Annotated in this window: 23 protein-coding genes; 3 read left to right on the top strand and 20 right to left on the bottom strand. The window is 64.4% G+C overall.

Features of this window, described 5'->3' with window-relative positions; all coding sequences use genetic code 11:
* Window position 1: 1 nt before the first annotated feature.
* The 16 genes from hisH to FLQ03_RS14160 form a co-directional block, all read right to left on the bottom strand.
* The gene (gene hisH, locus FLQ03_RS14235) at window positions 2-643 is read right to left on the bottom strand and encodes an imidazole glycerol phosphate synthase subunit HisH (protein ID WP_144370837.1); all 642 of its coding nucleotides are present in this window, start codon (window positions 641-643) and stop codon (window positions 2-4) included.
* Window positions 640-1,233 (bottom strand): imidazoleglycerol-phosphate dehydratase HisB, encoded by a 594-nt coding sequence (gene hisB / locus FLQ03_RS14230; protein ID WP_017510280.1) that lies wholly within the window; start codon window positions 1,231-1,233, stop codon window positions 640-642. Before hisB ends, hisH begins: the two co-directional genes overlap by 4 nt.
* 6 nt (window positions 1,234-1,239) lie before the next feature.
* Window positions 1,240-2,301, bottom strand: a complete 1,062-nt coding sequence (gene hisC / locus FLQ03_RS14225) for a histidinol-phosphate transaminase (RefSeq protein WP_206210981.1) — start codon at window positions 2,299-2,301, stop codon at window positions 1,240-1,242.
* Window positions 2,302-2,405: 104 nt separating this feature from the next.
* Entirely contained in the window at window positions 2,406-3,383 is a 978-nt protein-coding gene (locus FLQ03_RS14220) for an ABC transporter substrate-binding protein (protein ID WP_144370835.1), read from the bottom strand.
* Between the two features lie 50 nt (window positions 3,384-3,433).
* On the bottom strand, window positions 3,434-4,726 hold the full coding sequence (gene hisD, locus FLQ03_RS14215; RefSeq protein WP_144370834.1) for a histidinol dehydrogenase: 1,293 nt from the start codon (window positions 4,724-4,726) through the stop codon (window positions 3,434-3,436).
* Window positions 4,727-4,780: 54 nt separating this feature from the next.
* On the bottom strand, window positions 4,781-5,422 hold the full coding sequence (hisG, locus tag FLQ03_RS14210) for an ATP phosphoribosyltransferase (RefSeq protein ID WP_144370833.1): 642 nt from the start codon (window positions 5,420-5,422) through the stop codon (window positions 4,781-4,783).
* A 30-nt stretch (window positions 5,423-5,452) separates the two neighbouring features.
* Entirely contained in the window at window positions 5,453-6,202 is a 750-nt protein-coding gene (locus tag FLQ03_RS14205; RefSeq protein WP_144370832.1) for a flagellar brake protein, read from the bottom strand.
* Between the two features lie 44 nt (window positions 6,203-6,246).
* On the bottom strand, window positions 6,247-6,837 hold the full coding sequence (locus FLQ03_RS14200; RefSeq protein WP_144370831.1) for an SCO family protein: 591 nt from the start codon (window positions 6,835-6,837) through the stop codon (window positions 6,247-6,249).
* A 108-nt stretch (window positions 6,838-6,945) separates the two neighbouring features.
* The gene (locus tag FLQ03_RS14195; protein WP_144370830.1) at window positions 6,946-7,614 is read right to left on the bottom strand and encodes an SURF1 family cytochrome oxidase biogenesis protein; all 669 of its coding nucleotides are present in this window, start codon (window positions 7,612-7,614) and stop codon (window positions 6,946-6,948) included.
* Between the two features lie 152 nt (window positions 7,615-7,766).
* Window positions 7,767-8,261: a cytochrome c oxidase assembly protein gene (locus tag FLQ03_RS14190; protein ID WP_144370829.1), complete on the bottom strand. Its 495-nt coding sequence runs from the start codon at window positions 8,259-8,261 to the stop codon at window positions 7,767-7,769.
* A 221-nt stretch (window positions 8,262-8,482) separates the two neighbouring features.
* The gene (gene bioD, locus FLQ03_RS14185) at window positions 8,483-9,109 is read right to left on the bottom strand and encodes a dethiobiotin synthase (RefSeq protein ID WP_144370828.1); all 627 of its coding nucleotides are present in this window, start codon (window positions 9,107-9,109) and stop codon (window positions 8,483-8,485) included.
* Between the two features lie 116 nt (window positions 9,110-9,225).
* Window positions 9,226-10,017 (bottom strand): DUF2242 domain-containing protein, encoded by a 792-nt coding sequence (locus FLQ03_RS14180; protein WP_144370827.1) that lies wholly within the window; start codon window positions 10,015-10,017, stop codon window positions 9,226-9,228.
* 312 nt (window positions 10,018-10,329) lie between these two features.
* Window positions 10,330-12,120 (bottom strand): 2-isopropylmalate synthase, encoded by a 1,791-nt coding sequence (locus FLQ03_RS14175; RefSeq protein ID WP_144370826.1) that lies wholly within the window; start codon window positions 12,118-12,120, stop codon window positions 10,330-10,332.
* A gap of 233 nt (window positions 12,121-12,353) precedes the next feature.
* A complete protein-coding gene (locus tag FLQ03_RS14170) occupies window positions 12,354-13,838 on the bottom strand; it encodes an enterochelin esterase domain-containing protein (protein WP_144370825.1) in 1,485 nt (494 codons plus the stop codon).
* An 89-nt stretch (window positions 13,839-13,927) separates the two neighbouring features.
* Window positions 13,928-15,952, bottom strand: a complete 2,025-nt coding sequence (locus FLQ03_RS14165; RefSeq protein WP_144370824.1) for a TonB-dependent receptor — start codon at window positions 15,950-15,952, stop codon at window positions 13,928-13,930.
* Window positions 15,953-16,002: 50 nt separating this feature from the next.
* Window positions 16,003-16,932 carry an alpha/beta hydrolase gene (locus FLQ03_RS14160; protein WP_144370823.1) on the bottom strand — a complete coding sequence of 310 codons (930 nt, stop codon included), beginning with the start codon at window positions 16,930-16,932 and terminating at the stop codon, window positions 16,003-16,005.
* A 139-nt stretch (window positions 16,933-17,071) separates the two neighbouring features.
* Between FLQ03_RS14160 and FLQ03_RS14155 the strand changes: the two genes are divergently transcribed.
* Complete coding sequence (locus tag FLQ03_RS14155) at window positions 17,072-17,956, top strand: helix-turn-helix domain-containing protein (protein ID WP_144370822.1); 885 nt, start codon at window positions 17,072-17,074, stop codon at window positions 17,954-17,956.
* Window positions 17,957-18,010: 54 nt separating this feature from the next.
* On the opposite strand, the gene pssA is transcribed toward FLQ03_RS14155, so the two are convergent.
* On the bottom strand, window positions 18,011-18,766 hold the full coding sequence (gene pssA / locus FLQ03_RS14150; protein ID WP_144370821.1) for a CDP-diacylglycerol--serine O-phosphatidyltransferase: 756 nt from the start codon (window positions 18,764-18,766) through the stop codon (window positions 18,011-18,013).
* A 170-nt stretch (window positions 18,767-18,936) separates the two neighbouring features.
* Here pssA and FLQ03_RS14145 point away from each other — a divergent pair, with 170 nt between their 5' ends.
* Both FLQ03_RS14145 and FLQ03_RS14140 read left to right on the top strand, forming a co-directional pair.
* Entirely contained in the window at window positions 18,937-19,740 is an 804-nt protein-coding gene (locus FLQ03_RS14145; protein ID WP_144370820.1) for a helix-turn-helix transcriptional regulator, read from the top strand.
* A 72-nt stretch (window positions 19,741-19,812) separates the two neighbouring features.
* Window positions 19,813-20,676 (top strand): DMT family transporter, encoded by an 864-nt coding sequence (locus FLQ03_RS14140; protein WP_144370819.1) that lies wholly within the window; start codon window positions 19,813-19,815, stop codon window positions 20,674-20,676.
* 51 nt (window positions 20,677-20,727) lie between these two features.
* On the opposite strand, the gene ilvC is transcribed toward FLQ03_RS14140, so the two are convergent.
* Genes ilvC through ilvB form a run of 3 tightly spaced genes read right to left on the bottom strand, consistent with a single transcriptional unit; the run spans window position 20,728 to window position 24,062 of the window.
* Window positions 20,728-21,744 (bottom strand): ketol-acid reductoisomerase, encoded by a 1,017-nt coding sequence (gene ilvC / locus FLQ03_RS14135; RefSeq protein ID WP_144370818.1) that lies wholly within the window; start codon window positions 21,742-21,744, stop codon window positions 20,728-20,730.
* A gap of 48 nt (window positions 21,745-21,792) precedes the next feature.
* Entirely contained in the window at window positions 21,793-22,284 is a 492-nt protein-coding gene (gene ilvN / locus FLQ03_RS14130; RefSeq protein ID WP_047968082.1) for an acetolactate synthase small subunit, read from the bottom strand.
* Window positions 22,285-22,295: 11 nt separating this feature from the next.
* Window positions 22,296-24,062 carry a biosynthetic-type acetolactate synthase large subunit gene (ilvB, locus tag FLQ03_RS14125; protein ID WP_144370817.1) on the bottom strand — a complete coding sequence of 589 codons (1,767 nt, stop codon included), beginning with the start codon at window positions 24,060-24,062 and terminating at the stop codon, window positions 22,296-22,298.
* Window positions 24,063-24,202: the final 140 nt, after the last annotated feature.

Raw genomic sequence — 24,202 nt, 5'->3', positions numbered from 1 at the left:
GTTAAACAGTGCCATCCCACGACAGGAAGTTCTTCATCATCTGAAGGCCTGCGCGGTGGCTCTTTTCGGTGTGGAACTGGGTGGCAAATATATTGCCATCACCGACGATACAGGAAAACCGTTCGGGATACTCGCTTTCAGCCAGGGTGATACCCTGGCTGGCCGGTGCAAAGTGGTAACTGTGCACAAAGTAGAAGCGTTCTCCGTCCTCAATGCCGGCAAACAGCGGGTGGGCGCGCTGCTGGAACACGCGGTTCCAGCCCATGTGCGGCACCTTCAGTCGCTCGCCGCCAGCATCGTGCAGGTTGGCCGCAAAGCGCTTGACCTGCCCCGGGAAAATACCCAGACCGGGGGTATCGCCCTCCTCGCTGTGCTCGAACAACAGCTGGGCGCCGACGCAGATGCCGAAGAACGGCTTGCTACGTGTGGTTTCGCGTACCGCCTCGGCCAGGCCGTAAGCGTTGAGCTCGCGCATGCAGTCCGGCATGGCACCCTGGCCGGGGAAGATCACCTTGTCGGCCGTCACTACCCGCTCCGGGTCGGAGGTAAGGAAGATGTCGGCGCCGATGTCGTTGACGTACTGGACGGACTTGAGCACCGAGTGCAGGTTGCCCATGCCGTAATCGATGACGGCTACTTTCATGCGGTCAGCGTCCCCTTGGTGGACGGCGTCTGGCCGGCCATGCGTTCGTCCACTTCCACCGCCATGCGCAGCGCACGGCCAAAGGCTTTGAACACGGTTTCGGCCTGATGGTGGCTGTTCACGCCGCGCAGGTTGTCGATGTGCAGCGTCACCATGCTGTGGTTGACGAAGCCGTGGAAGAATTCGCTGAACAGGTCCACGTCGAAGCTACCGATACAGGCGCGGGTGAACGGGATGTGGTATTCCAGGCCCGGGCGGCCGGACAGGTCGATCACCACCCGCGACAGCGCCTCGTCCAGCGGCACGTAGGCATGGCCGTAGCGGCGGATGCCCTTCTTGTCGCCGATGGCCTTGGCAAAGGCCTGACCCAGCGTGATGCCGATGTCTTCCACGGTATGGTGGGCGTCGATATGCAGGTCGCCACGGGCGTGCACGTCGAGGTCGATCAGGCCATGGCGGGCGATCTGGTCCATCATGTGGTCGAGGAAGGGCACGCCGGTGTCGAAACGGCCGACGCCGGTACCATCCAGGTTCAGGCTGATGGTGATCTGGGTTTCCAGGGTATTGCGGGTTACGGTAGCGGTACGCATGGGGCTTCAGGCAAAGAAGGAATCGATGGCCGCAAGCACGGCCGTGTTTTCATCGGGGCTGCCCACGGTCAGGCGCAGGCAGTGTTGTAGCAACGGGTGGTAGCCGTGCAGGTTTTTCACCAGGATGCCGGCCGCTTTCAGCGCGGCAAACAGCGCCGGAGCATCCGGCACCCGCACGGTGACAAAGTTGGCCTCGGACGGGAACACCGTGCACTCGGCACGCGCCGACAGCGCATCGGCCAGGCGGCTGCGCTCGGCGCGCAATTCGGCGGCCTGGGCGTCGAACACGTCCAGATGGCGCAGCGCAAACTTGGCGGCGGCCTGGGTCAGCACGTTCACGTTGTACGGCGGGCGTACTTTGTCCAGCTGAGCGATCACGTCCGGCGCGCCGGCGGCGTAACCCAGCCGCAGGCCGGCCAGGCCGATTTTGGACAGCGTGCGCATCACCACCAGCCGCGGGTGCTGGCCGGCCAGGTTCATGAAGGTATCGTCGGCAAACGCCTGGTAGGCTTCGTCCACCACCACCAGACCGGGGGCAGCGTCGAGAATGGCTTCCACCTGCTGGCGGGCAAAACGCGGGCCGGTGGGGTTATTGGGGTAGGACACGAACACGACCGCCGGCTGATGCGCGGCGATGGCGGCCAACGTAGCGGCCAGGTCCAGCGAGAAATCGTCGTTCAGCGGCACGCCGACGTAACGCATGCGCGACAGCTGCGCGTTCATGCGGTACATCACGAAGGAAGGCTCCAGCGCCAGCACCACGCTATCGGCCGGCAGCGCCTGGGTCAGCAGGGTGATCAGCTCGTCGGAGCCGTTGCCCAGCACCACGTCGGCGGCGGCGGGGATGGCAAAGGCGGCTTTCAGCGCGTCCTTCAGGCCATCGCCGTGCGGGTCGGGGTAACGGTTCAGCGCCACCTCGGCCAGGGTCTGGCCCAGCTCGGCGCGCAACGCTTCGGGGAGTCGGTACGGGTTTTCCATCGCATCGAGCTTCAGATAGCCCGTTGCGTCGGCAACGTGATAGGCCTGCATGGCCAGAACATCGGGGCGGAACCACTGCTGTATAGACATTTTGCTCGACATTTCAATACCGGCGGGGCCGGTTGGAACTGCCGGCAAAGCCCGACGCAATCAATTCACAGAGCCACCATCCTAACCCGATTCGGCGCGGGCGGCTACTCGATCAGACGCACCTGGCCGGCCCACGCCGGCGGCAGCTGCAGGCCGAATCGCTGCAGCGCACCACGGCTGAACAGTAACTGCCCGCTACCGCCGTTGAGCGGAAACAAACTGCCCGGCTGGCGACGCTGGAACAGGATTTGTTGCACCAGCCCGGCAGCCAGCCGGCCCTGGTCGCGACCGGACAGCACCAGCCCACCCACGGCCTTGTCCGCCCCCACGGCGAAATCCCAGAACGCAAACAGCGGCAGTGTGCTGTTGGACGCGGTCCAGGCAATGACCTCGCTATCCGGCACCACCTTGCCATTAGCGTCGCGCAGCGTCTGGTACAGACCGGTCCAGATTGCTTGGTAGCGGCCTGGCGCCTGGCTGACCTGCCGCTGCCAGTCGGCGTAGTCGATGGCGCGCACCAGATCGATCTGCACCTTGCCGTCCTGCAGGGTGCTGGCGCGACCGAACAGCTCTTCCTGGATCACCTCCGAGGTCAGGTCGTTATCGAACAACAGCAACACGCGCTGTATGCCCGGCACCAGCTGGCGCATCAGGCTGACGTTACGCCGCACCAGCGGCCGCTCCAGCACGCCGGTGACGTTGGCCGCGTGTTCTTGCAGGTAATGGCGCGGGTTCTGATTGATGCCGAGGTACACCACCGGCGTTTTACTGCCGGCCAGCCGGGCGCCCACAAAGCGCAGCGCGGCGTCGTCGGCTACCAGTACCAGGTCGGGCTGCAGGCGCTGGATCTGTACCAGAATCTGCGCGGCACGCGGCTCCAGCGTGTCGCGCGGCTGACGCTTGCTGTCCAGCTCGGCGTAAAGGAAACGCACCTTGCCGCCCAGGCTGGCCATCAAGCTACTGCGCCACGCTTGGCTCCAGGCATAGCCGGCATGGTAACTGTCTACCAGCATGACGCTGGGTGTCGCCTGGGCCCAGGCAAAAAGAAAGGCCAGACAGAGTCCGGCCAGATGGCGTGTCATCGGCGTGTCGCTCCTTGTGCTTTGGAGCGTAGGCCAGTTTCGTTAAGTTTTCATTCGTCCAGGCGCAATTCAGCGGCGCGGGCGTGCGCAGTCAAACCCTCGCCATGCGCCAGGATGCTGGCGATCTTGCCCAGCTTCTGCGCGCCGGCGTGCGACACGCGGATCAGGCTGCTGCGCTTCTGGAAGTCGTACACCCCCAGCGGGCTGGCAAAGCGCGCGGTACGGCTGGTGGGCAGCACGTGATTGGGGCCGGCGCAGTAGTCGCCCAGGCTTTCCGAGGTGAAACGGCCCATGAAGATGGCGCCGGCGTGGCGCAGGCTGGGCAGCCAGGCGTCCGGGTTGGCCACCGACAGCTCCAGGTGTTCCGGGGCGATGTAGTTGGCGATGTCGCAGGCTTCGGCCAGGTCGCGCACCTCGATCAGCGCGCCACGGTTGGCCAGGCTCTGCTCGATGATGGCGCGGCGCGGCATGGCCGGCAGCAGCTTGGCGATGCTGGCTTCCACGCGGGCAATGTAGTCGGCCGACGGGCACAGCAGGATGGCCTGGGCGATTTCGTCGTGCTCGGCCTGGCTGAACAGGTCCATCGCGATCCAGTCCGGGTCGGTATCGCCGTCGCAGATCACCAGGATTTCGGACGGGCCGGCCACCATGTCGATGCCCACCACGCCGAACACGCGGCGCTTGGCGGCGGCTACGTAGGCGTTGCCCGGGCCGGTGATCTTGTCCACCTGCGGCACGCTCTCGGTACCGTAGGCCAGCGCGGCCACGGCCTGGGCGCCGCCACAGGTAAATACCTTGTCCACACCGGCGATATAGGCTGCGGCCAACACCAGATCGTTCTGCTCGCCATTGGGGGTGGGCACCACCATGATGATTTCGCCCACGCCGGCCACCTTGGCCGGCATCGCGTTCATCAGTACCGAGCTGGGGTAGGCGGCCTTGCCGCCGGGTACGTAGATACCCACGCGGTCCAGCGGGGTGACTTGCTGGCCCAGCAAGGTGCCGTCTTCGTCCTCGTAGCTCCAGGAATGCGCCAGCTGTTTCTCGTGGTAGCGGCGCACGCGCTCGGCGGCAGCCACCAGCGCGTCGCGCACGTGGGCCGGCAGGCGGTCGTGCGCGGCTTGCAGCGCGTCGCGGCTGAGGGTGAGCTCGGCCATGCTGGCGGCGCTCATGCGGTCGAAGCGGTTGGTGTACTCGACGACAGCGGCATCACCACGGGCTTTGACGTCCTCGCAGATGGCGGCGACAGCGGTATCGACGGCGGGGTCCTGGGCGGTTTCGAACGCCAGCAGGGCTTTCAGGCGGGCGTCGAAGTCGGCTTGGGTAGAAGACAGGCGTTGCATGCGTGCGGCTCCGGGGGCCGCGGCCCACCCCAAGGTTGGCCGCAGCGGGGACAGTTACGGCTGGACGGCGCCAGCGAAGGCATCCAGCACCGGCTGGATGGTGTCGTACTTGAGTTTCAGCGCCGCCTGGTTCACCACCAGACGCGAGCTGATATCGATGATGTGCTCGACGGCCACCAGGTTGTTGGCCTTCAGGGTGCCACCGGTGGACACCAGATCGACGATGGCGTCGGCCAGGCCCACCAGCGGTGCCAGCTCCATCGAGCCGTACAGCTTGATGATGTCCACGTGCACGCCCTTGGCGGCAAAGTGCTCGCGCGCGATCTGCGGGTATTTGGTGGCCACCTTCAGGCGGGCGCCGTGTTTGACGGCAGCGTCGTAATCGAAACCGTTTTCCACCGCCACCATCATCTTGCACTTGGCAATGTTCAGGTCCAGCGGCTGGTATAGGCCGGCACCGCCGTGCTCGATCAGCACGTCACGGCCGGCAATACCCAGGTCGGCGGCGCCGTACTGCACGTAGGTGGGTACGTCGGAGGCGCGCACGATCACCAGCCGCACGTCGGGGCGGTTGGTGCCGATGATGAGTTTGCGGGAAGATTCCGGCGCTTCGGCCGGCACGATGCCGGCGGCAGCCAGCAACGGCAAGGTTTCTTCAAAAATGCGGCCCTTGGACAGGGCAATGGTCAGGGTCATGGTGGCGTGCTGCGTTGCAATAGGTTGGCCTCAGCGTACCAGAGCACGGCGCTCCCGCTCAAGCTGCGCGATGTAGCGCTGCACCAGCGTCTCGCGTGGCGTGTTCATACCCTGGAACATACAACCCACACGCAGCATTTCCGTGCCATTTTTCATCTGCAAACGCATGATATGGCGCACTTCCACCCCCACTTGCAAGGTGCCGAACGGTTTCAGTTCGATCACGGCCTGCTGGTACACCTGGCCGGCTTCCAGCCAGTCGCCGTGCGACACCGGCAATGTCAGCGCCATGCCACCCAGGCTAATGTCGAACAGCGGCAGCAGCTTCTCGCCGCTGGCGTGGTCGACCAGCCGGCACAGCACAGGCTGTGCCACCGGGGTATGGATGCGGAAAAATTCGCGCCGCTGCAGCTTGATGACCTGGGTCGGCAGCGGCGATTCGAACGCCGGCGCGCCTTCAAAGCTGATTTCGCGCACCGGCCCGGTAGAAAACTGGGTCTTCACCCCCGCCGGCGCACTGACGAACACATTGCGCTCGCTCTGCAGCAGCATGCGGTTTTCGTGCTCCTTGGCGCCCCAGTCCAGCACCATTACGCCGCGCTCGGGGTCGATATCGAGCAAGCGGGTAATGATGAAAGACTTGCCCTTGTTGGAGAACACGGTCACGTTCTGGCGGTGGTCGATGATGGTACGCAGATGCGCCACGATCTCGGCCCGCGAGGACAGCGTGTATTTCGCCAGGTCAGCCGGCTCGTTGCCGGCGCGTTTTTCTTCAGTCACGATCACGGTTTCCGCACTATTGCCTGCCTGAATGACAGGCAATTCTAGCGCAACAGCTGCTGCAAATCATGGGCAATGTCCGCCGCCGGCGTGCCGTACGGCACATAAACGCGCAGTTTGCCCGCCGTATCGAACAGATAGCTGCCGGCGCTATGGTCCATGGTGTAGCCACCATCGGCCCGGTCCTGGCGCTGCGCCACGATCTTGTACTGCGCAGCCACCTTGGCCACTTGCTCCGCACTGCCGGTCAGGCCCATGAAGCGCTTGTCGAAAAACGGTACGTAACCTGCCAGCACCTGCGGCGTATCGCGTTGCGGATCGATGCTGACAAACAGCACCTGCACGCGGTCGCTGTCCTTGCCCAGCAGCTTCATCACCTGCTGGTACTCCAGCATGGTGGTGGGGCAGATATCGGGGCAGTGGGTATAACCGAAGAACAGCGCCACCGCCTTGCCCTGGTAGTCGCCCAGCGCGTGCGGCTTGCCGTCCTGGCCGGTCAGCGTGAACGGCTGGCCGAAATCGGCGCTGCTGATGTCAGTGGCTTTCAGCGTTAACGGCTGGGGGTCGGGCGTGCACGCGGCCAACCCGAACAGCAGCAGGGCAGCGGCACAGCAAGAGGCGATCACGGACTTCATCGAGGCATCCCGTAGCAATAAGGAAGGCGCGCCAGCACAGGCAAACGGCATGACGCACACGGTGCAGCAGCATAGGCGCTTGCCGGCCACACGGCAAGCCGCCCCGGCTCAGGCCGGCCGGCGCCGCAATAGCCTGGCCAGCAACAGGCAGCCGGCCGCCACGGCCAGCAGCCAGCCGGCTCGCTGGCGATGCAGCGCCGGGTCCAGCTGTGGCAGGACCGGCCAGCTGCGGTACGGGCGCAAGGCCGGGTCCAGTACCACCAAGCCTTCGCGCAACGGCCCTGGCAGCTGGCGGGCCAGCACCGGCCAATCCAGCACGTCCACCTCGCCAGACAGCCCGACCCGCACCCGCATGCCTTCCGGCTGGGCCGGCCTGGCCACCCAGCGGCCGGTCAGCCGCCCGGCAGGCAATGGCAGTTGTAACAGCGGTGCCGGCCGCGCCAGCCAGCCGCGGTCGATGACCACCCAGCTGCCGTCCAGCAATTGCACCGGTTGCCACTCGCGCACGCCGTCACGCCCTTGCAGGCTGGCGTTGGCAACGCGCACGCTGTGGCCACTCGCCCTCACCGTCAGCCACACCCGCTGCCCTTGCGGATGCGCGCCCTGCTCTACTTCGGCCAGCGCCTGCGGCGGCAGGTTGGCCGCACGGGCGTGGGCGGCCAGCTGGACACTGGCCTGAATGCCCTGCTGCCATTGCCACAGCGCCAGCAGCAGGCAGATCAAGCCCAGCCACAGCAGCAGGCGCGACAGACGGAATCGGGAAAGGGTAACGGTCATTAGCGGCCAACCGGCAACAAGAGGGACATGACGATCAGACTAGGTGGCCAGCAGCACAATGGCTAGCCAAACCACCAGCACGGCCAGTTCGATAGCCAGCAGCACCAGGTCGGGCAGCTGCCAGCGGCGGCGCAGGCGGTGGCAACACAGTTTCATGCTGGCAATGCCTGTATCTGGTACGACAAAGTAATCTGGCGCACGCTAGCGGGGAGGTTCTTGTCCAGCACGATCACCACGGGAAAGCGCCGCGTCTGTCCCGGCGCAAAGCGCTGCTCGGCAAAGCAGAAGCATGTCAGCTTCTTGATATGGGTGGCGGCCACTGCCGGCTCGTAGCGGGGCAAGGCCTGCATGGCTACAAAATAAGGGCTGTCGTTACGGATGTCGTACGCCAGCTGGATGAACGGGCCAGGCTGCACCTGCAAAGTCGTCTGCTGCGGCAGCAGGTGCCAGGCATCGCCCGGCGCACTGCCGACCAAACGCAGTGTCACCGTCGCGGGCGCGGGCGGCGGCAATGGCGACAGCCCGGTCGCGTGCAACAGCGCACGCAGCAGTGGCGATGCGCCCAACACCAGCACCGCCAGCACGCAGGCGAGCAAGGCCAGCTTGAGGATCAGGACAGCGGCGGAAGGTTTGCGATCGGGGGGCATGATGGCTCCGGGCAAGCAACATTAAGCAGTCGGGAAGCAGCCCGGGGGTGGCCATGCCACCCCCTCCTGCCACACCCGGCACAGGCTGCCGGGTGCTTGCTCGTGTTGGCCGGAGTTCCCGGAGGCAGCCTCTTGTGGCGGGCTGCTCACCCCGCAGCTTAGCCGGATTGGCCGCAAAAACAAGCGTGCGATCTGCTGCAGCGCAACAGTCAGCAACTGTCTTAAGCAGGCTCGTACGGCAAGGTCAGCAGCGGCTCGCCCAAATGCTGCACCAGGGTCGCCAGATTGTCTTCAAATGCCAGCTGATGCGGCACCACACGGTTGGCCACCCAGCCGGCCAGCTCGCAACCGGCGGCACGGATGGCTTGTGCAGTCAGCAGCGCGTGGTTGATGCAACCCAGGCGCATGCCCACCACCAGAATCACCGGCAGGCCCAAGTGGCGCGCCAGGTCCTGCATCAGGCAATCGTCGCGCAGCGGCGCCAGCCAGCCACCCGCCCCTTCCACCAGCAGCACGTCACAGTCTGCGGCCAACCGTTGCGCATGTTCGGCCAGCACGGCCAGTGACACGCTTACCCCGGCTTCACGCGCGGCGATATGCGGCGACACCGGAGGCAGAAAGCGGTACGGGTTCATCAGCGCGGTATCGGTCTGGCCGGTAGCCGCGCACAGCCGCGCCACGTCGTCGTTGTGCCAGCTGCCGTCCGGCAACACCTCGCAGCCGCTGGCCACCGGCTTCATCGCCAGGACGCGCAGGCCTTGCGCCTGGTAATGCTGCACCAGCTTCACTGCACTATGGGTCTTGCCGATTTCGGTATCGGTACCGGTAATAAAAAACGCCTGCTTCATGCTGCTCTTCCTAACAGAAAACACCGGCACTATATGCGGCCACGGCGGATAAACGAAAGCCCTGCGCTGCCGGCAAACGGCAAGGCAGGGCTTGGCGGGCGGGGCGCCAGCAGCAATCAGCTGCCCGGCGTCGGCACCACGGCCGGCGGCACGGCAGCCGCCGGCGCCGCCACCGGCACCAGCGCAGGCTGGGCGGCGGGCTGGGCAGCAGCTTGGGCCGCTGCTTGTGCGGCGGCCGCCTGCTCGGCTAGCTGCTTCTGCTTGGCCAGTTGCTCGGCCTCCAGCTTGGCGGCGCGCTCAGCCTCCAGCCTGGCCTTGATTTCCATCTCGATGCGCAGCTTCTGCTCGATCTCGGCGCGCAGGCGGGCATCGTCTTCCTGCTTCTGGCTGGCCAGTTGCTGCTGTACCAGCGGCACTTCCTTGGCAATGGACGCGAACATGCGCTCGTAGAACACCGGGTCCACCACGGTTTCGCCGCGCTCTTTGGTCAGGGTAGCGGTGGTACCGGTAGGAATGGGAATGGACAAACTCAGGAAACCTACCGAGGCGGTCTGCTTGGTTTCATGGCTCTTCAACGTCACTTCCTGCGCGGCGATCCAGGCATCGGACGAATTGCCGGCGCCGGTGACGATACCGGAGATGGTGAGCAGGGTATTGAGGTTGTCTTGCTGATACTGCTTGGACACCACCAGCGCGTTGCTGGACTCGGCGTCTTTTTCGATGGCAAAGCCCTGACGCAGCGCCACGCGTTTCATCGCCTGGTACACCGCCTGTTTGGGCGCGTCGAAATGCCGGTCAAACGGGCCTTTGGCGTCGAAGGCTTCCTTCTGGTAGGCGTATTTGGTACCGGAACAGGCAGCCAGCAAGGTCAGGCTGGCCAGGACAACCACACGGGTGAGGGTATTCATGCTTTGCGTGAACCATATCGTTTTTGAATAAGCATGAAATTACCACGAAACAATCTATCGATTCATTAGTTAGCTATTTAAGACCTGCCCGATATCAAGCGCTTAGCGCGATTTTGGCCTGCTCGCCACACTGGCCGTGCGGCAAGCAAAACGGCAGACGCGACAAGGCCGACCTTGTGGGTCGGCTGTCTGCGCCTGCCGTGGTGGGGGCAAGGGCCAAATGGGGCGGCCTTGTGAGCCTTTGATCTTTCGCGCTGCGGCCAACCTGGCCCGGTAGGGTGGCCAGCCGCAACGCGTGCGCGCTCTTTGCTGTTACACCGGGCCTTGCGCGTGCACGCGCTCGGTCTTGCTGGACAGCTTATTCAGTGCCGCCAGGTACGCTTTGGCGCTGGCGACGATGATGTCGGTATCGGCACCCTGACCGTTGACGATGCGGCCGTCCTTGGCCAGGCGCACGGTCACTTCACCCTGCGATTCGGTACCCTTGGTGATGGCGTTTACCGAGTACAGCTCCAGTTCGGCTTCGCTCTTCACCACGCTTTCGATGGCCTTGAAGGCGGCATCCACCGGGCCGGAACCGCCAGATTCGGCGCGCTGCTCGTTGCCGCGCTCCACAAACACGATCTGCGCCTGCGGTTCTTCGCCGGTCTCGGTGCTCACCTTCAGCGACACGAATTTGAAGTCTTCCTGTTCGGCGGCTACCAGTTGGTCGGACACCAGCGCGTGCAGGTCTTCATCGAAGATTTCGCGTTTCTTGTCGGCCAGCTCCTTGAAGCGGGCGAAGGCAGCGTTCAACGCTTCTTCGCTTTCCAGCACGATGCCCAGCGCCTGCAGCTTGGTACGGAAGGCGTTGCGACCAGACAGTTTGCCCAGCGTCAGGCGGTTGGCGGTCCAGCCTACCGACTCGGCCGACATGATTTCGTAGGTTTCGCGGTGCTTCAGCACGCCGTCCTGGTGAATGCCGGACTCGTGGGCAAACGCGTTGGCGCCCACAATCGCCTTGTTCGGCTGCACCGGGTAGCCGGTGATGGTGGACACCAGCTTGGAAGCCGGCACGATCTGGGTGGCATCGACGCCGGTTTCCACGCCGAACACGTCCTTGCGGGTTTTCACCGCCATCACGATCTCTTCCATCGCGGCGTTGCCGGCGCGTTCGCCCAGGCCGTTGATGGTGCACTCTACCTGGCGCGCACCGCCCAGTACGGCCGCCAGGCTGTTGGCCACCGCCATGCCCAGGTCGTTATGGCAGTGGGCCGACCAGATCACCTTGTCGCCGCCCGGCGTCTTGGCGATCAGCTCGCGGAAGAAGGCCTCGGTGACGCGCGGTACGGCGTAGCCGACGGTATCCGGCACGTTCAGCGTGCTGGCGCCAGCCTTGATCACTTCACCGAAAATGCGGGCCAGGAAATCGATATCGGAGCGCAGCGCGTCTTCGGCAGAGAATTCCACGTCGTCGGTGTATTCGCGCGCCAGTTTGACGGCCTTCACGGCGGCTTCCACCACTTCATCCGGCGTCATGCGCAGCTTTTTCTCCATGTGGATCGGGCTGGTGGCGATGAAGGTGTGAATGCGTTTTTTCGGGGCCGGGGCGATGGCTTCGCCGGCGGCGCGAATGTCGCGCTCGTTGGCACGCGCCAGGCTACAGACGGTGGAATCCTTGATCACCTCGGCGATGGCGCGGATGGCGTCGGCGTCGCCCGGGCTGGCGGCGGCAAAACCGGCCTCGATCACGTCCACACCCAGGCGCTCCAGCTGGCGGGCGATACGTACTTTTTCTTCTTTGGTCATGGCCGCGCCCGGCGATTGCTCGCCGTCACGCAGGGTGGTATCGAAAATGTAAAGACGGTCGCCCATGTCTGGTGATCTCCATTGTGCCGCGGGTTGTGCCCCGGCCAGATAGTCGTTGAAATCGAAACGCTTGCCCTGATCGGCGGCGAGTTTGGCCAGCTTGTTCAGCTGTGCCAGCGGCAAAGTGCCGCGCTCGCGCCATTTGTAGATGGCAGCACGGGACACCGGCTCATCGGGAAAGGCCGCCGTCAACGCTTCCGCGAGCGTACCGGGGCCACCAAAATCCTCGATTAGACGTTCGATGTCCAATTGCATGCTACTGCTCCTGTCTTGTTATGGGTTCACGATACAAATCTGACGACAATCTGTCAAACATTGCCGTCAAAATAGGCCAATTCTGTGTTGCAAAAAGCTGTCCAAAGCCAATTATTAGACATTTAGTCTAATTTTACTTGGCAAATGGCCTGAAAAGGCAGCGCACCCGGCAGCAGCATGCCACTGCAGCTGGCACCGGGCACAAGCAGATGACCGTAATCGGACAAAAACGTCTACTGCAAAGCCAGCACCCCGTACGGCAGCGTGGCCAGCCAGTGCAGGCGATCATGGCCGGCGGCAAACTCGGCGTACTGCACCTGCGCCCCGGCCGCCGTCAGCACGTCGCGCAGGTGGCGGCTGCTTTCCAGAATGGGGTGACTGCCGCCGCCTTCGTACATGCCGGCCTCCAGCCGCCAGCGCACGTGGCGGGCCGTCGCGGCACGCGCCGCCTCGCGCATCAGCCAGCCGGGCTCCCCGCTCCCTTGCTGCCACTGCGGCTGCCACCAGAACGAGCCGGACTGCGCGTAGACGGCGCCGATCCAGTCTTGCGTCAGCCCGGCCCAGGCGGCGGCCAAGCCGCCGTAGCTGGCGCCGCTGATGATTACCTGTTCGCGGCGCGGCAACAGCTGGCGGGCCGCCAGCCAAGGCTGTAACGTGTGCGCCAGCCAGTGCCGGAACGCCGGGTTAGGCGGCAGATCGCGCCCACGCGCGGCGGGGCTGGCATTGCCGATCAGCACGGTCAGGGTTGGCCGCATGCCAGGCTGTTGCTGTAGCCAGTCCAGCGCCGGCGCCACCTGCTCGCGCAGCGCCTCACCGTCAAACAGCAACAACAAGCCGTTTTCCGGCCGCCCGGCGGTGACGCCGGCTGGCTGGTAGACGTCGATGCGGTACTGTTCGCCCGCCTGCGCCGCCGGCAGCGTCACCACCGAGCGGGCATCGAAGTCGTCCAGCGCCTGCGGCGGAAAGCTGTGCCGGTTCAGCGGGTCGCGCTGCGCCACCGCCAGCAGCGCCTCGCGGCGCCAGGCGGCTGCCACCAGCGGCGCGTCCGGCGCCAACTGGTAGCTCAAGCGCAGGCTGGCCGGCACCCGGTAGCTGCGGTACCACACGTCGCTGCCCGCCAGCCGCAGCAGCGGGTCGTGGCTGCCAGACGGTGCGCCCAGCAAGGTGACGCCGTGGCGGGCGCCGCGCCACAGAAAGGTCAGCAATACCTCGTCGGCAGCCAGCGGCGGCTGTACGCCATCGTGCTCCTGCAGCGGGCTGCCCTGCTGCGCCACCTGCTGCCAGAATGCCTGGCTCCCCATGCCGGCGGCCAACCCGGGCTGCCAGGCACGCAACAGCGGGCTGGCCAGCGTATCGCCGGCGATGGCGGCGGGGCCGACACGGCCGCGTTGCAGCTGGTAGGCCGCCGCTTGCGGCGCGCGCACTTCCAGCGTGCATGGCGCTTGCCGGCACAGGAACTGGTAATCGAGCACCCCGCCCGCCACGGCGGCAAAGCGGCGCTGCACGCGGCCATCGCGCCCCAGCACCACCAGCCGCAAGCCCTGGCCGTGCAGCTGACCGAACACCAGCTCGCCGTCGGCCGCCTGTAGTGCGTGCCGTACCGCCTGCCCGGCAGCCAGCGTACCGCTGATACTGCCGCCCGCCGGCAAGCGCCCCTGCGCCATGACGCCCAGTGCGGGCCACAGGCACAGCGCACCGGCCAATCGCCACCATGACATGGCTACCCTCCATGAAAAACACCTGCCGGCTGGCAGGTGCGAGGTTGAAGATGCCCCGGCGGGCAAGGTTGGCCGCCGGGCCGCCCGCCCTAGAAGCGGTAGTCGACGTTGACGCCCACGGTACGCGGTGCACCGACGTAGAAGCCGGTGGTGCGCTTGCCCAGCACGATGGCTTCGTTCAGCGCGTTCTTCACGTAGGTACGCAGCGTGGTGTCGTCGTTCAGCGCGTATGCCAGGTTGAGGTTGAGCAGGTTGTAGTCGCCGCCCATGGTGGTGCTGGTATTGGCGGTATCGGTGTAGTACTCGCCCACGTACTGCAGGTTGGCCCCCGCGGTCCAGCGGCCCCACTGCTTCTTCAGCCCCAGCGTGGCGGTCAGCTCCGGCGCATAGGTCATGTCCTTGCCGGCAATGCCGCCGGCACCCGCCGGCGCCTTGTCCACCTTGCTGCGCAGCAGGCCCAGGCCGGCGTTGATTTCCAGACCGCCGGCGATGCTGGTGGCGGCGCTCAGTTCCAGCCCGGCCGAGTGTGCTTCCGGCACGTTACGCAGGCGGCTGGCGTAGCTCATCTGGTAGTCGGTGTAGTCGTTGTAAAACAGGTTGGCGCCCAGCAGCACGCCGTTCAGCCGCGTCTTCAGCGCGTACTCGTAGGCGTTTACCTTCTCGCTGCCGTACTCGAACACCACGTTGTTTTCGTCTACCGACACCCCGCCCGGGTTATAGCCCTGGCGCAGGGTGAAGCTCATCTGCGTGCTGGGCGACCACTGGTGGCTGATGCCGACCTTGGGCAGCAGCACGGTCTTGCCGATATCGCCCTTGATCGGCGAACCGTTGTAGACGATGTCGCGGTTCTGCGTTTCGCGTTCGGCGCGCAAGCCGGCCAGCAGCGACCAGCTGTCGTTCAGCGCCAGCTCGCCGTCGGCGTAGGTGGCCAGCGTGGTGACCTTGTCGGTACCTTTGAACGTGGTGGCGGTAGCGGTATGGGCGTTCAGGTCTTGATCGCGCTGGTAGGCGTACACGCCCAGCACGCCGCTGAGCGCGCTTTGCGGGCGCTGGAATACCAGCCGGCCTTCCAGCGTGTGGTTCTGGTCGTCCAGCGCCAGGCTCATTCGCGACGGGTATTGCTCGAAGCCGATATGGTTGTCGCTGTAGCTGTACTGCAGGTGGCCGGTCACGCCGTTCTGGAAGTCGTATTCGGTGTCCAGCGTGGTGGTGGTGTTCTGCGAGTCCTGGATGCGGGCATTGCTGCTGGTACTGGCCTTGTAGGTGTACGCGCCCAGGTCCGGGCCGGTGATCAGGTTCAGGTATTCGCCCTGGTAGTCGCGGTGCGCGACGGTCAGCCGCGCTTGCAGCTGCGGCATCGACTTGGGCTTCCACAGCAGCTTGCCGCGCACATTGGTACGCTGCAGCGCCGACGGGTCCTGGCCACCGGTAACGCCGGTGTAATTGATGAAGCCATGGCCCTTCACCGCGTTGGCGGTCAGGCGGTAGGCCAGCTCGTCTTCCACCAGTGCGCCGGACAGCATGCCGGCCACGTTGGCGCGGCCATCGGTGTCTTCCCAGCCCAGGCGCACGGCGCCTTCCTGCTGGAAGGTGGGGTCGTTGGTCTGCACCAGCACCGCGCCGCCCAGCGCGTTGCGGCCCTGGGTGGTGGATTGCGGCCCGCGCAGCACTTCTACCTGCTTCACGTCCCACACGTCGCTGTCCAGGTACTGCTGGCCGGTCCAGACGTCGGCCACCCCGTCCAGGCTGGTGCTGATGCGCGGGCGACCGCCGCCAACAAACGAATAGAAGCCCACACCCGGGCCGGCCCCTTCCACGCCGCGGATGTTGACGCCACCCACCGCGTTGAGGGTCATGTTGGGCACCATGGCGGCCACCTCGTTCACCGAGCTGACCTCGCCGGTATCCACCCGCTCACCCTGCAGCACACTGACGGCGGTGGTGGTTTTGGCCAGGCTGCGCTTCATCTTCTCGCCGGTCACCGTCACCTTGTCCAGCACGGTGTCGGTGTCGGCGGCGTGCACGGCGGCCGGCAACAGCATGGCGCTGCCGAACAGGATGGCGTACAGCGGGTTGGCCGCAAAGCGGGCCTTGGCGTGTTTGCGTTGCTTCATTGCTTTTTTCCCGAAATAAGCGGGGTGACAGGCCACCCCGTCACATGAAATCAGTGCGCGGGCGACGTGCCACTGCGAAAGGCGATGGCCAGCACGCGGTCGATGGCGTAGCCGGGCATCTGGCCGTGGTCGTGGCCGGCCACCACGCGGTAATCGGTGATCAGCCCGGCGCGACCGGTCAGCTGCGCCACCAGGGCGGCGGCATTATCCAGCATGCGGTTCTGCTGCAAGCGCTGCTGCCGCGCCGCGCTGGCAGCCGGGTCGAACGTGGCCGGCTGCTCATCGCCCCCTACCCACAGCGCCAGCAGGCGTGGCTCGCCAGCAGGCATCGCCGCCGGCGGTAGCGACTGCAACACGCGGTCGCCAAACCACAGCGACGGGCTGATGGCAAAAAATTGCTGGAACGTCTGCGGCTGGCGCAGCAGCTGGTACATGGTGAACAGGCCGCCGTAGGAATGGCCGAACAGGCTTTGCCGCGCCGGGTTGACCGGCAGGCGGCGGGCGATTTCCGGCTTCAGCTCGTCATTGAGGAAGCGGGCGAAAGCGTCGGCACCACCGTGGCGTGGCGATTGCGCATCGCACGGCTGGCACGCGGCAGGCGGCGTGTAATCCAGCGCGCGCAAATCCAGCGTCTGGCTGAACGGGCGACCATAGCCGATACCCACCACCACGCCCGGCGACGGCACCTGCGGGCCATGCTGGCGCAGACGGGCAAATTCGCTGGCCTGGCGCGGGTTGGCGCGATGAAACAGCGCGAAGTTGTCATCACCATCCAGCGCGTACAGCACCGGGTAGCCGCCCGCCGGCGGCGGCAGCGCCGGTACCGACAGGTAAATGTGGTAGGTCTGGCCGGTATGGTGCGAGCGCAGCGCAAACTGGCTGGCGTCGGCCAGCAGCACCGGCTCGGCCGGCGCCGGCAACGCCGCCAGCAGCAGCAAGGACGCCGCCAGCCAGCGCCCCAGACGGGATCGGATACACATGGTTACCACCCAGCTTGTTGATAATTATTCTTATTACCAAGAAGTCTGCTAGTATCCGGATTTGTCCGCCGCGCCGCTTTTGCGTAACGGGCAACATCGTTTGCGCCAGGGGCACAGAAGGAACCAAGGAGGAAACAGCATGCAGGGGCAGCCAGCCAGCGGCCGCAGCAACAGCGGCGACGTCGCCTGGGTACAGCACACCACGCCGGGCCTGCACATCAGCGCCAACCGCAGCCGTGCCAACCCGCACAGCCACAGCAACGCCAGTGCCGCCGGCCTGCGCCTGATCGTGGCACTGCAGGGGCCGCTGCAGCTGCGCTTCGACCAGCAGGATTTCCGCCTGCAACCGCAGCGTCAGGCACAGGTGCTGCTGGTCAACCTCAATGAACAGGCGCTGTTCCAGCGCCACTGCGGCCAACCCGGTGTGGAACAGAAAGTGTGCATGGCGCTGGAGCACGACTGGCTGGAACGCCACGGCCTGGCCGAGGCCGGCGGCCACGGCACGCTGGCCCGGCTGGCGCGCCAGCATCTGGCCGCCCGGCAATGGACCGCCAGCGCGCAACTGACCCGGCTGGCGCAACAGATGGTGCAACACCAGGCGGCCAACCCTTTGCTGACGCAGATCGAGCGCGAAGGCCTGGGGATGCTGCTGCTGGGCCAGGTACTGGAAACGCTGGGCGACACCCCCGCGCACGGTGCCACCCCGCCGCAACTGGGCCGGCGCCTGCAGCGGGTAAAAGACCTGATCGACAGCGGCGAGGGCGAGGACTACAGCCTGCACCAGCTGGCCGAACTGGCCTGCATGAGCAGCAGCACGCTGCAACGCCACTTCCGCCGCCACTTCGACTGCAGCGTGATGGACTACCTGCGCGGCCAACGGCTGGACGCCGCGCGCCGCCGCCTGCTGAGCGGCCAGCACAGCATTACCGACGTGGCGCTGAGCGCCGGCTACAACTCGGCGGCCAACTTTGCCACCGCCTTCCGCCGCCGCTTTGGCCACCCGCCCAGCGCCTGCCTGCGCTGACGGCCATGAAAAAACCGCCCGTTACGGGGCGGTTTATCCGGTCAACAGCCAGGCTCAGACAGCCGGCGGCGGCGCCTTGCGCCCCAGGTTCATCAGCGCCATCACATAGCCGGACAGCGCGTAGCAGACAAAGAAGCCGAACAGCACCAGCGGCGGCTCCGACATCAGCAGCAGCAATACCACCACCAGACCCAGCAGCATCACGAACGGCACGCGACGGCGCAGATGCACCTCCTTGAAGCTCCAGTACTTCACATTGGTCACCATGGTGATGCCGGCAAATGCGGTAAACGCCAGCGCCAGCCAGTGCAGGCCGGGCAGTTGCTGATAATTGTAGGCGTGGCAGATCCACACCAGACCGGCCACCAGCGCCGCCGCCGCCGGGCTGGGCAGGCCGGTGAACCAGCGTTTGTCGGCGGTGCCGACCATGGTGTTGAAACGCGCCAGCCGCAGCGCCGCACCGGCGCAGTAGATGAAGGCCACCATCCAGCCCAGCTTGCCCATGTCTTTCAGCAGCCACTCGTAGGCCACCAGCGCCGGCGCCACACCAAAGCTCACCATGTCCGACAGGCTGTCGAACTCGGCGCCAAAGGCGCTCTGGCTATGCGTCATGCGTGCCACGCGGCCGTCCATGCCGTCCAGGATCATGGCGATGAAAATGGCGACCGCCGCCAGCTCGAAGCGCTGGTTCATCGCCTGCACGATGGCGTAAAAGCCGGCAAACAGCGCGGCCAGGGTAAACGAGTTGGGCAGCAGGTAAATGCCCTGGCGTCGCAACGAGGGTTTGCCGGATAGCGGATCGTGGTGCATGGGTAAGCTTTTCACTCCAGGTTGTTGGCCGCAGTCTGATCTGTTAGGGTCAAAACTTGCCCGTCAGAAAACGGCACATTCTAAAACGCCAGCCAGCACGGCAAAAGGCCAAACCGCCAAAATGCCCGCCCTTCCCGGCCCTGGCGCGTCTTCCAGCCAGGAGCATGCCCATGCCCAGCCCGCCGGCCGCCATTCTCCGCCACCCGGACACCGCCTTCGAGCTGATCTCGCTACACGGCGCGCAGCGTTTTCCGCGCCACAGTCACGACCAGTACGGCGTAGGGCTGCTGTACGAAGGCGCGCAGCGCTCGTTCAGTGGCAGGGGCATGGTCGATGCCCTGGCTGGCGACGTCATCATGGTGAACCCTGGCGAGATGCACGATGGCCAGCCGCTGCATTGTCAGACGCGCCGTTGGCAGATGTTGTACTTCCCAGCGCAGGCGCTGACCCTCGCCGCTGATGCGGCCAACCTGTCGCCATTTGGCCAAACGTTACTGCCCCCCGTCAGCCAAGACCCGCACCTGGCAGCCGCCATCACCCTGCTGATACGACAGCTGCAGGACGCAAATACACCAGCCTTGGCGCTGGATGAAGCGGAAACCGAGCTACTCGCCAAGCTGCTGCGCTTCCCCCATCACCCACCCCTGCAGGCCGAGGGCCACGCCGACCTGGAAAAAGTCCGGCAGCGGCTGTGCGACCAGCATGATGCCACACTACGTTTAGCCACCCTGGCGGCACAATGCCAGCTGAGCCCGTACCAGTTGCTGCGCCAGTTCCGCCAACAATACGGCATCACGCCTCATGCCTACCGCGTGCAATACCGGCTGCAGCGAGCACGGCAACTGCTACTCGGCAGCACCCCGCTGGCCGACATTGCCCTGCAATGCGGCTTTGCCGACCAAAGCCACCTTAACCGCGCCTTCAAGCGGCAATACGGGCTACCGCCCGGCCGCTATCGCCCTACTGGCCCCTAGCCTGCAATTTTGTTCAATACCGGCTCCAGACCAGCAAGGTTTACTGGGCTTCCCCCAGCATGGAGCCTTAGCATGAAGCCCTCTTCGTTCCCCCAACTACAACTGGTGCTGGCCATGATCCTGGCCGGTAGTACCCCGCTGGTCAGCCAGATTATCGGCCACGGTCTCCCCCCGTTTACCGCCAGTGCCTTGCGCTTTGCCGTGGCGCTGCCACTGCTGTACGGACTGATGCTCCAGCAAGGTCTGGCCTGGCCACGCCCCTCAGCCCGCGATCTGGGCCTGCTGATCTTGCAGGCAGCCTGCGGCAGTGTCGCCTATACCAGCCTGCTGGTCGTCGGCATGCAGCAAACTCGTGTCAGTGATGCGGCCATCCTGACTGCTACCCTGCCTGCGGTCACCGCCGTACTGGCCTGGTTGCTACTGGGCCATCGCCCCGGCAGGCGACTATGGCTGGCAATTGCGCTGGCCACGCTCGGTGCCGCCACCTTGCAATGGCCTGGCAATCAGCCAGCCGGCCAAGCCAGCCACTGGCTGGGCAATACGATGGTACTGGCGGCGGTGGTTTGTGAAGGCGTATTTATCCTGCTACAGCGCCGGCTCAGCCAACCGATACCGTCGCTCAGCCTCAGCGCCCTGCTATGCCTGCTGGCGCTGCTGCTCTCGCTGCCACTGGCCATCCTGGAACAACCCAGCGCCTGGCCAGCCTCGGCCTTACTGGGCTGCATTTACTACGGAGCCCTGCCGACGGCACTAGGTTACTGGCTATGGTATAGCGGCGCGGCGAAGGTAGTCGCATCGCGTACCGCATTACTGACGGTAGTGATGCCGTTGGCCGCAACGGTATTCGGGCTACTGGCTGGCGAGCAATTGCACGGCGCACAGGTGGCGGGCCTGCTGATTACGCTACTGGCACTATGGTTGGCCGCGGGTGCCTGACAGGCATGAAAAAAGCCGGGTTTCCCCGGCTTTGTGCTGAACAGATGATGATCAGTTCTTGGATTGGTCTACCAGCTTGTTCTTGGCAATCCACGGCATCATGGCGCGCAGTTCGGCACCTACCTTCTCGATCGGGTGATCGGCGGTCAGGCGACGACGGGCGGTCATGCTCGGGTAGTTGGTCTTGCCTTCCAGGATGAACATCTTGGCGTATTCGCCGGACTGGATGCGGTACAGCGCCTTTTTCATGGCTTCCTTGGTGGCGGAGGTCACCACTTCCGGGCCAGTCACGTACTCACCGTACTCCGCGTTGTTGGAGATGGAGTAGTTCATGTTGGCGATACCGCCTTCGTACATCAGGTCCACGATCAGTTTCAGTTCGTGCAGACATTCGAAGTAGGCCATTTCCGGGGCGTAACCGGCTTCCACCAGGGTTTCGAAACCGGCTTTTACCAGCTCGACAGCGCCGCCGCACAGTACGGCTTGCTCGCCGAACAGGTCGGTTTCGGTTTCTTCACGGAAGTTGGTTTCGATCACGCCGCCTTTGGTGCCGCCGTTGGCCGCAGCGTAGGACAGGGCGATGTCGCGGGCCTTGCCGGACTTGTCCTGGTACACGGCGATCAGGGTCGGTACACCACCGCCCTTCACGTACTCGGAGCGCACGGTGTGGCCCGGGCCTTTCGGGGCGATCATGATCACGTCCAGGTCTTCACGCGGCACGATCTGGTTGTAGTGCACGTTGAAGCCGTGGGCGAACGCCAGGGCAGCGCCCTGCTTGATGTTGGCCGCGATTTCCTTGTGGTAAACGTCCGGCTGCGATTCATCCGGCAGCAGGATCATCACCACGTCGGCCGCTTTCACGGCTTCGGCAACTTCTTTTACCTGGTGACCGGCTGCTTCGGCTTTTTTCCACGATGCGCCATCTTTGCGCAGGCCGACAATCACGTTCACGCCGGACTCTTTCAGGTTCTGGGCGTGGGCGTGGCCTTGCGAGCCGTAACCGATGATGGCGACCTGCTTGCCCTTGATGATGGAGAGGTCAGCGTCTTTGTCGTAGAAAACTTTCATTTTATGTCCCTAGTTGTTCTCGGGCAGCGGGTAGCCGCCCTGGTGATTTCAGATCTTCAGAATACGTTCGCCGCGACCAATTCCGGATGCACCAGTACGCACCGTTTCCAGGATCACTGAACGGTCGATCGCCTCGATAAAGGCGCCCAGCTTTTCGCTCGTACCGGTGAGCTCGATGGTGTAGGTCTTTTCCGTCACGTCGATGATGCGGCCGCGGAAGATGTCAGCCATGCGCTTCATTTCTTCGCGGTCCTTGCCGGTGGCACGGACCTTGATCAGCATCATTTCGCGTTCGATATGGTCGGACTCGTTGAGGTCAATCACCTTGACCACCTCGATCAGCTTGTTGAGCTGCTTGGTGATCTGCTCGATGACTTCGTCAGACCCGTGGGTGACGATGGTCATCCGCGACAGCGTCGGGTCTTCGGTAGTCGACACGGTCAGCGAATCGATATTGTATGCGCGCGCGGAGAAAAGTCCCACTACTCGTGACAGGGCACCCGCTTCGTTTTCCAGCAAAATAGAAAGAATATGTCTCATGCTGCTAGGCCTTAACACATGTTGCCGTAGTCACGGTTGTTCTCGAACGGGGCAATCTGCAGGTCGCGCATGTGCGGCGGCAGATCCATCTGGTCCAGCCCCTTGCCGTTCTGGATCATCGGGAACACGTTTTCGGACTGATCGGTACGGAAATCCAGGAACACCAGACGCTCTTTCAGCGCCGGGCTGAACGCTTCGCGCAGCACCGGTTCCACGTCGGCCGGGTTTTCCACCTTGATACCGATATGGCCGTAGGCCTCGGCAATCTTCACGAAGTCGGGCAGCGCATCCATGTACGACTCGGAATAGCGGGTACCGTAGAAGAACTCCTGCCACTGGCGCACCATGCCCAGGTAGCGGTTGTTCAGCGCAATCACCTTCACCGGGGTGTGGTACTGCTTGGCGGTGGACAGCTCCTGGATGTTCATCTGGATGGAGCCTTCACCGGTAATGCAGGCTACCTGCGCGTCCGGGTTGGCCAGCTGGGCGCCGATAGCGGCCGGCAGACCGAAGCCCATGGTGCCCAGGCCACCCGAGTTCAGCCACTGCTTCGCGCGCTTGAACGGGTAGTACTGCGCCGCCCACATCTGGTGCTGGCCCACGTCGGAGGTGATGATGGCGTCACCGCCGGTAATTTCGTACAGCTTCTGCACCACGTACTGCGGCTTGATGAACTCGGTAGACGGGGTGTACAGCAGGCTGTTGTAGCTGCGCCATTCTTCTACCTGCTTCCACCAGTTGGCCAGATGCTGTTGCTGCATCTGCAGGCCGCTCTGCTTGAACAGGTCGATCATGTCGCGCAGTACGTGCTTCACGTCGCCCACGATGGGCACGTCCACTTTCACGCGCTTGGCGATGGAAGACGGGTCCACGTCGATGTGCACGATCTTTTTCGGCTGCGACAGGAAGTGCGACGGCACGCTGATCACGCGGTCGTCAAAACGCGCGCCCACGGCGATCAGCACGTCACAGTACTGCATGGCCATATTGGCTTCGTAGGTGCCGTGCATGCCCAGCATGCCCAGGAACTGGCGATCGTCGCCCGGATAGGCGCCCAGGCCCATCAGGGTGTTGGTACACGGTACGCCCAGCATTTTCACCAGCTCGGTCACTTCGGCCGAGGCATTGCCCTGCACCGCACCACCGCCCACGTAGATGAACGGGCGCTTGGCTTCGGCCAGCAGGTTGACGGCTTTCTTGATCTGGCCCGGGTGACCGCGGGTGACCGGCACGTAGGAGCGGATGCTCACGCTTTCCGGGTAGTGGAACTCGGCCAGACGCTGGGTCACGTCTTTCGGGATGTCTACCACCACCGGGCCCGGACGACCGGACGAGGCGATGTAGAACGCCTTCTTGATGGTGGCAGCCAGCTCGTTGATGTCCTTCACCAGGAAGTTGTGCTTCACGCACGGGCGGGTAATGCCCACCATGTCCACTTCCTGGAACGCATCCATGCCGATGGCGGGGGTGGGCACCTGGCCCGAAATCACCACCATGGGGATGGAATCCATGTAGGCAGTAGCAATGCCGGTCACGGCATTGGTAGCGCCCGGGCCGGACGTCACCAGCGCCACGCCCACCTTGTTGCTGGAACGCGAGTAGGCGTCAGCCGCGTGCACGGCGGCCTGCTCGTGACGCACCAGTACGTGTTTGAACTGCTGCTGCCGGAAAATTGCATCATAAATTTCCAGGACCGCGCCGCCGGGGTAGCCGAATACGAATTCGACTCCTTCTTCCTGCAAGCTGCGAACCAGGATCTCCGCGCCCGATATCTGCATCTTTGCCTCTTCTAATGTCAGGTATTAATTTTTTGTCCCGTGACGGATGAACTTAGCCGAAGCACCAAAGTCGGTCAAGCGCTTTTGTGCAGGTGCAAAAAAAGGGCAAAAACCAGCAAAAACAGCCACTTTTATGGGGG

The organism is Vogesella urethralis (assembly GCF_007644045.2).
GTDB lineage: Bacteria > Pseudomonadota > Gammaproteobacteria > Burkholderiales > Chromobacteriaceae > Vogesella > Vogesella urethralis.
The sequence above is the reverse complement of the archived record's forward strand: the minus strand, read 5'-3'. Positions and strand labels throughout refer to the sequence as shown.

Excerpts from the sequence above, each read along its gene's own strand:
- hisH (WP_144370837.1), bottom strand. The coding sequence starts at position 643 with ATGAAAGTAGCCGTCATCGATTACGGCATGGGCAACCTGCACTCGGTG.
- hisB (WP_017510280.1), bottom strand. The coding sequence starts at position 1,233 with ATGCGTACCGCTACCGTAACCCGCAATACCCTGGAAACCCAGATCACC.
- hisC (WP_206210981.1), bottom strand. The coding sequence starts at position 2,301 with ATGTCTATACAGCAGTGGTTCCGCCCCGATGTTCTGGCCATGCAGGCC.
- FLQ03_RS14220 (WP_144370835.1), bottom strand. The coding sequence starts at position 3,383 with ATGACACGCCATCTGGCCGGACTCTGTCTGGCCTTTCTTTTTGCCTGG.
- hisD (WP_144370834.1), bottom strand. The coding sequence starts at position 4,726 with ATGCAACGCCTGTCTTCTACCCAAGCCGACTTCGACGCCCGCCTGAAA.
- hisG (WP_144370833.1), bottom strand. The coding sequence starts at position 5,422 with ATGACCCTGACCATTGCCCTGTCCAAGGGCCGCATTTTTGAAGAAACC.
- FLQ03_RS14200 (WP_144370831.1), bottom strand. The coding sequence starts at position 6,837 with ATGAAGTCCGTGATCGCCTCTTGCTGTGCCGCTGCCCTGCTGCTGTTC.
- FLQ03_RS14195 (WP_144370830.1), bottom strand. The coding sequence starts at position 7,614 with ATGACCGTTACCCTTTCCCGATTCCGTCTGTCGCGCCTGCTGCTGTGG.
- FLQ03_RS14190 (WP_144370829.1), bottom strand. The coding sequence starts at position 8,261 with ATGCCCCCCGATCGCAAACCTTCCGCCGCTGTCCTGATCCTCAAGCTG.
- bioD (WP_144370828.1), bottom strand. The coding sequence starts at position 9,109 with ATGAAGCAGGCGTTTTTTATTACCGGTACCGATACCGAAATCGGCAAG.
- FLQ03_RS14180 (WP_144370827.1), bottom strand. The coding sequence starts at position 10,017 with ATGAATACCCTCACCCGTGTGGTTGTCCTGGCCAGCCTGACCTTGCTG.
- FLQ03_RS14175 (WP_144370826.1), bottom strand. The coding sequence starts at position 12,120 with ATGCAATTGGACATCGAACGTCTAATCGAGGATTTTGGTGGCCCCGGT.
- FLQ03_RS14170 (WP_144370825.1), bottom strand. The coding sequence starts at position 13,838 with ATGTCATGGTGGCGATTGGCCGGTGCGCTGTGCCTGTGGCCCGCACTG.
- FLQ03_RS14165 (WP_144370824.1), bottom strand. The coding sequence starts at position 15,952 with ATGAAGCAACGCAAACACGCCAAGGCCCGCTTTGCGGCCAACCCGCTG.
- FLQ03_RS14160 (WP_144370823.1), bottom strand. The coding sequence starts at position 16,932 with ATGTGTATCCGATCCCGTCTGGGGCGCTGGCTGGCGGCGTCCTTGCTG.
- FLQ03_RS14155 (WP_144370822.1), top strand. The coding sequence starts at position 17,072 with ATGCAGGGGCAGCCAGCCAGCGGCCGCAGCAACAGCGGCGACGTCGCC.
- pssA (WP_144370821.1), bottom strand. The coding sequence starts at position 18,766 with ATGCACCACGATCCGCTATCCGGCAAACCCTCGTTGCGACGCCAGGGC.
- FLQ03_RS14145 (WP_144370820.1), top strand. The coding sequence starts at position 18,937 with ATGCCCAGCCCGCCGGCCGCCATTCTCCGCCACCCGGACACCGCCTTC.
- FLQ03_RS14140 (WP_144370819.1), top strand. The coding sequence starts at position 19,813 with ATGAAGCCCTCTTCGTTCCCCCAACTACAACTGGTGCTGGCCATGATC.
- ilvC (WP_144370818.1), bottom strand. The coding sequence starts at position 21,744 with ATGAAAGTTTTCTACGACAAAGACGCTGACCTCTCCATCATCAAGGGC.
- ilvN (WP_047968082.1), bottom strand. The coding sequence starts at position 22,284 with ATGAGACATATTCTTTCTATTTTGCTGGAAAACGAAGCGGGTGCCCTG.
- ilvB (WP_144370817.1), bottom strand. The coding sequence starts at position 24,062 with ATGCAGATATCGGGCGCGGAGATCCTGGTTCGCAGCTTGCAGGAAGAA.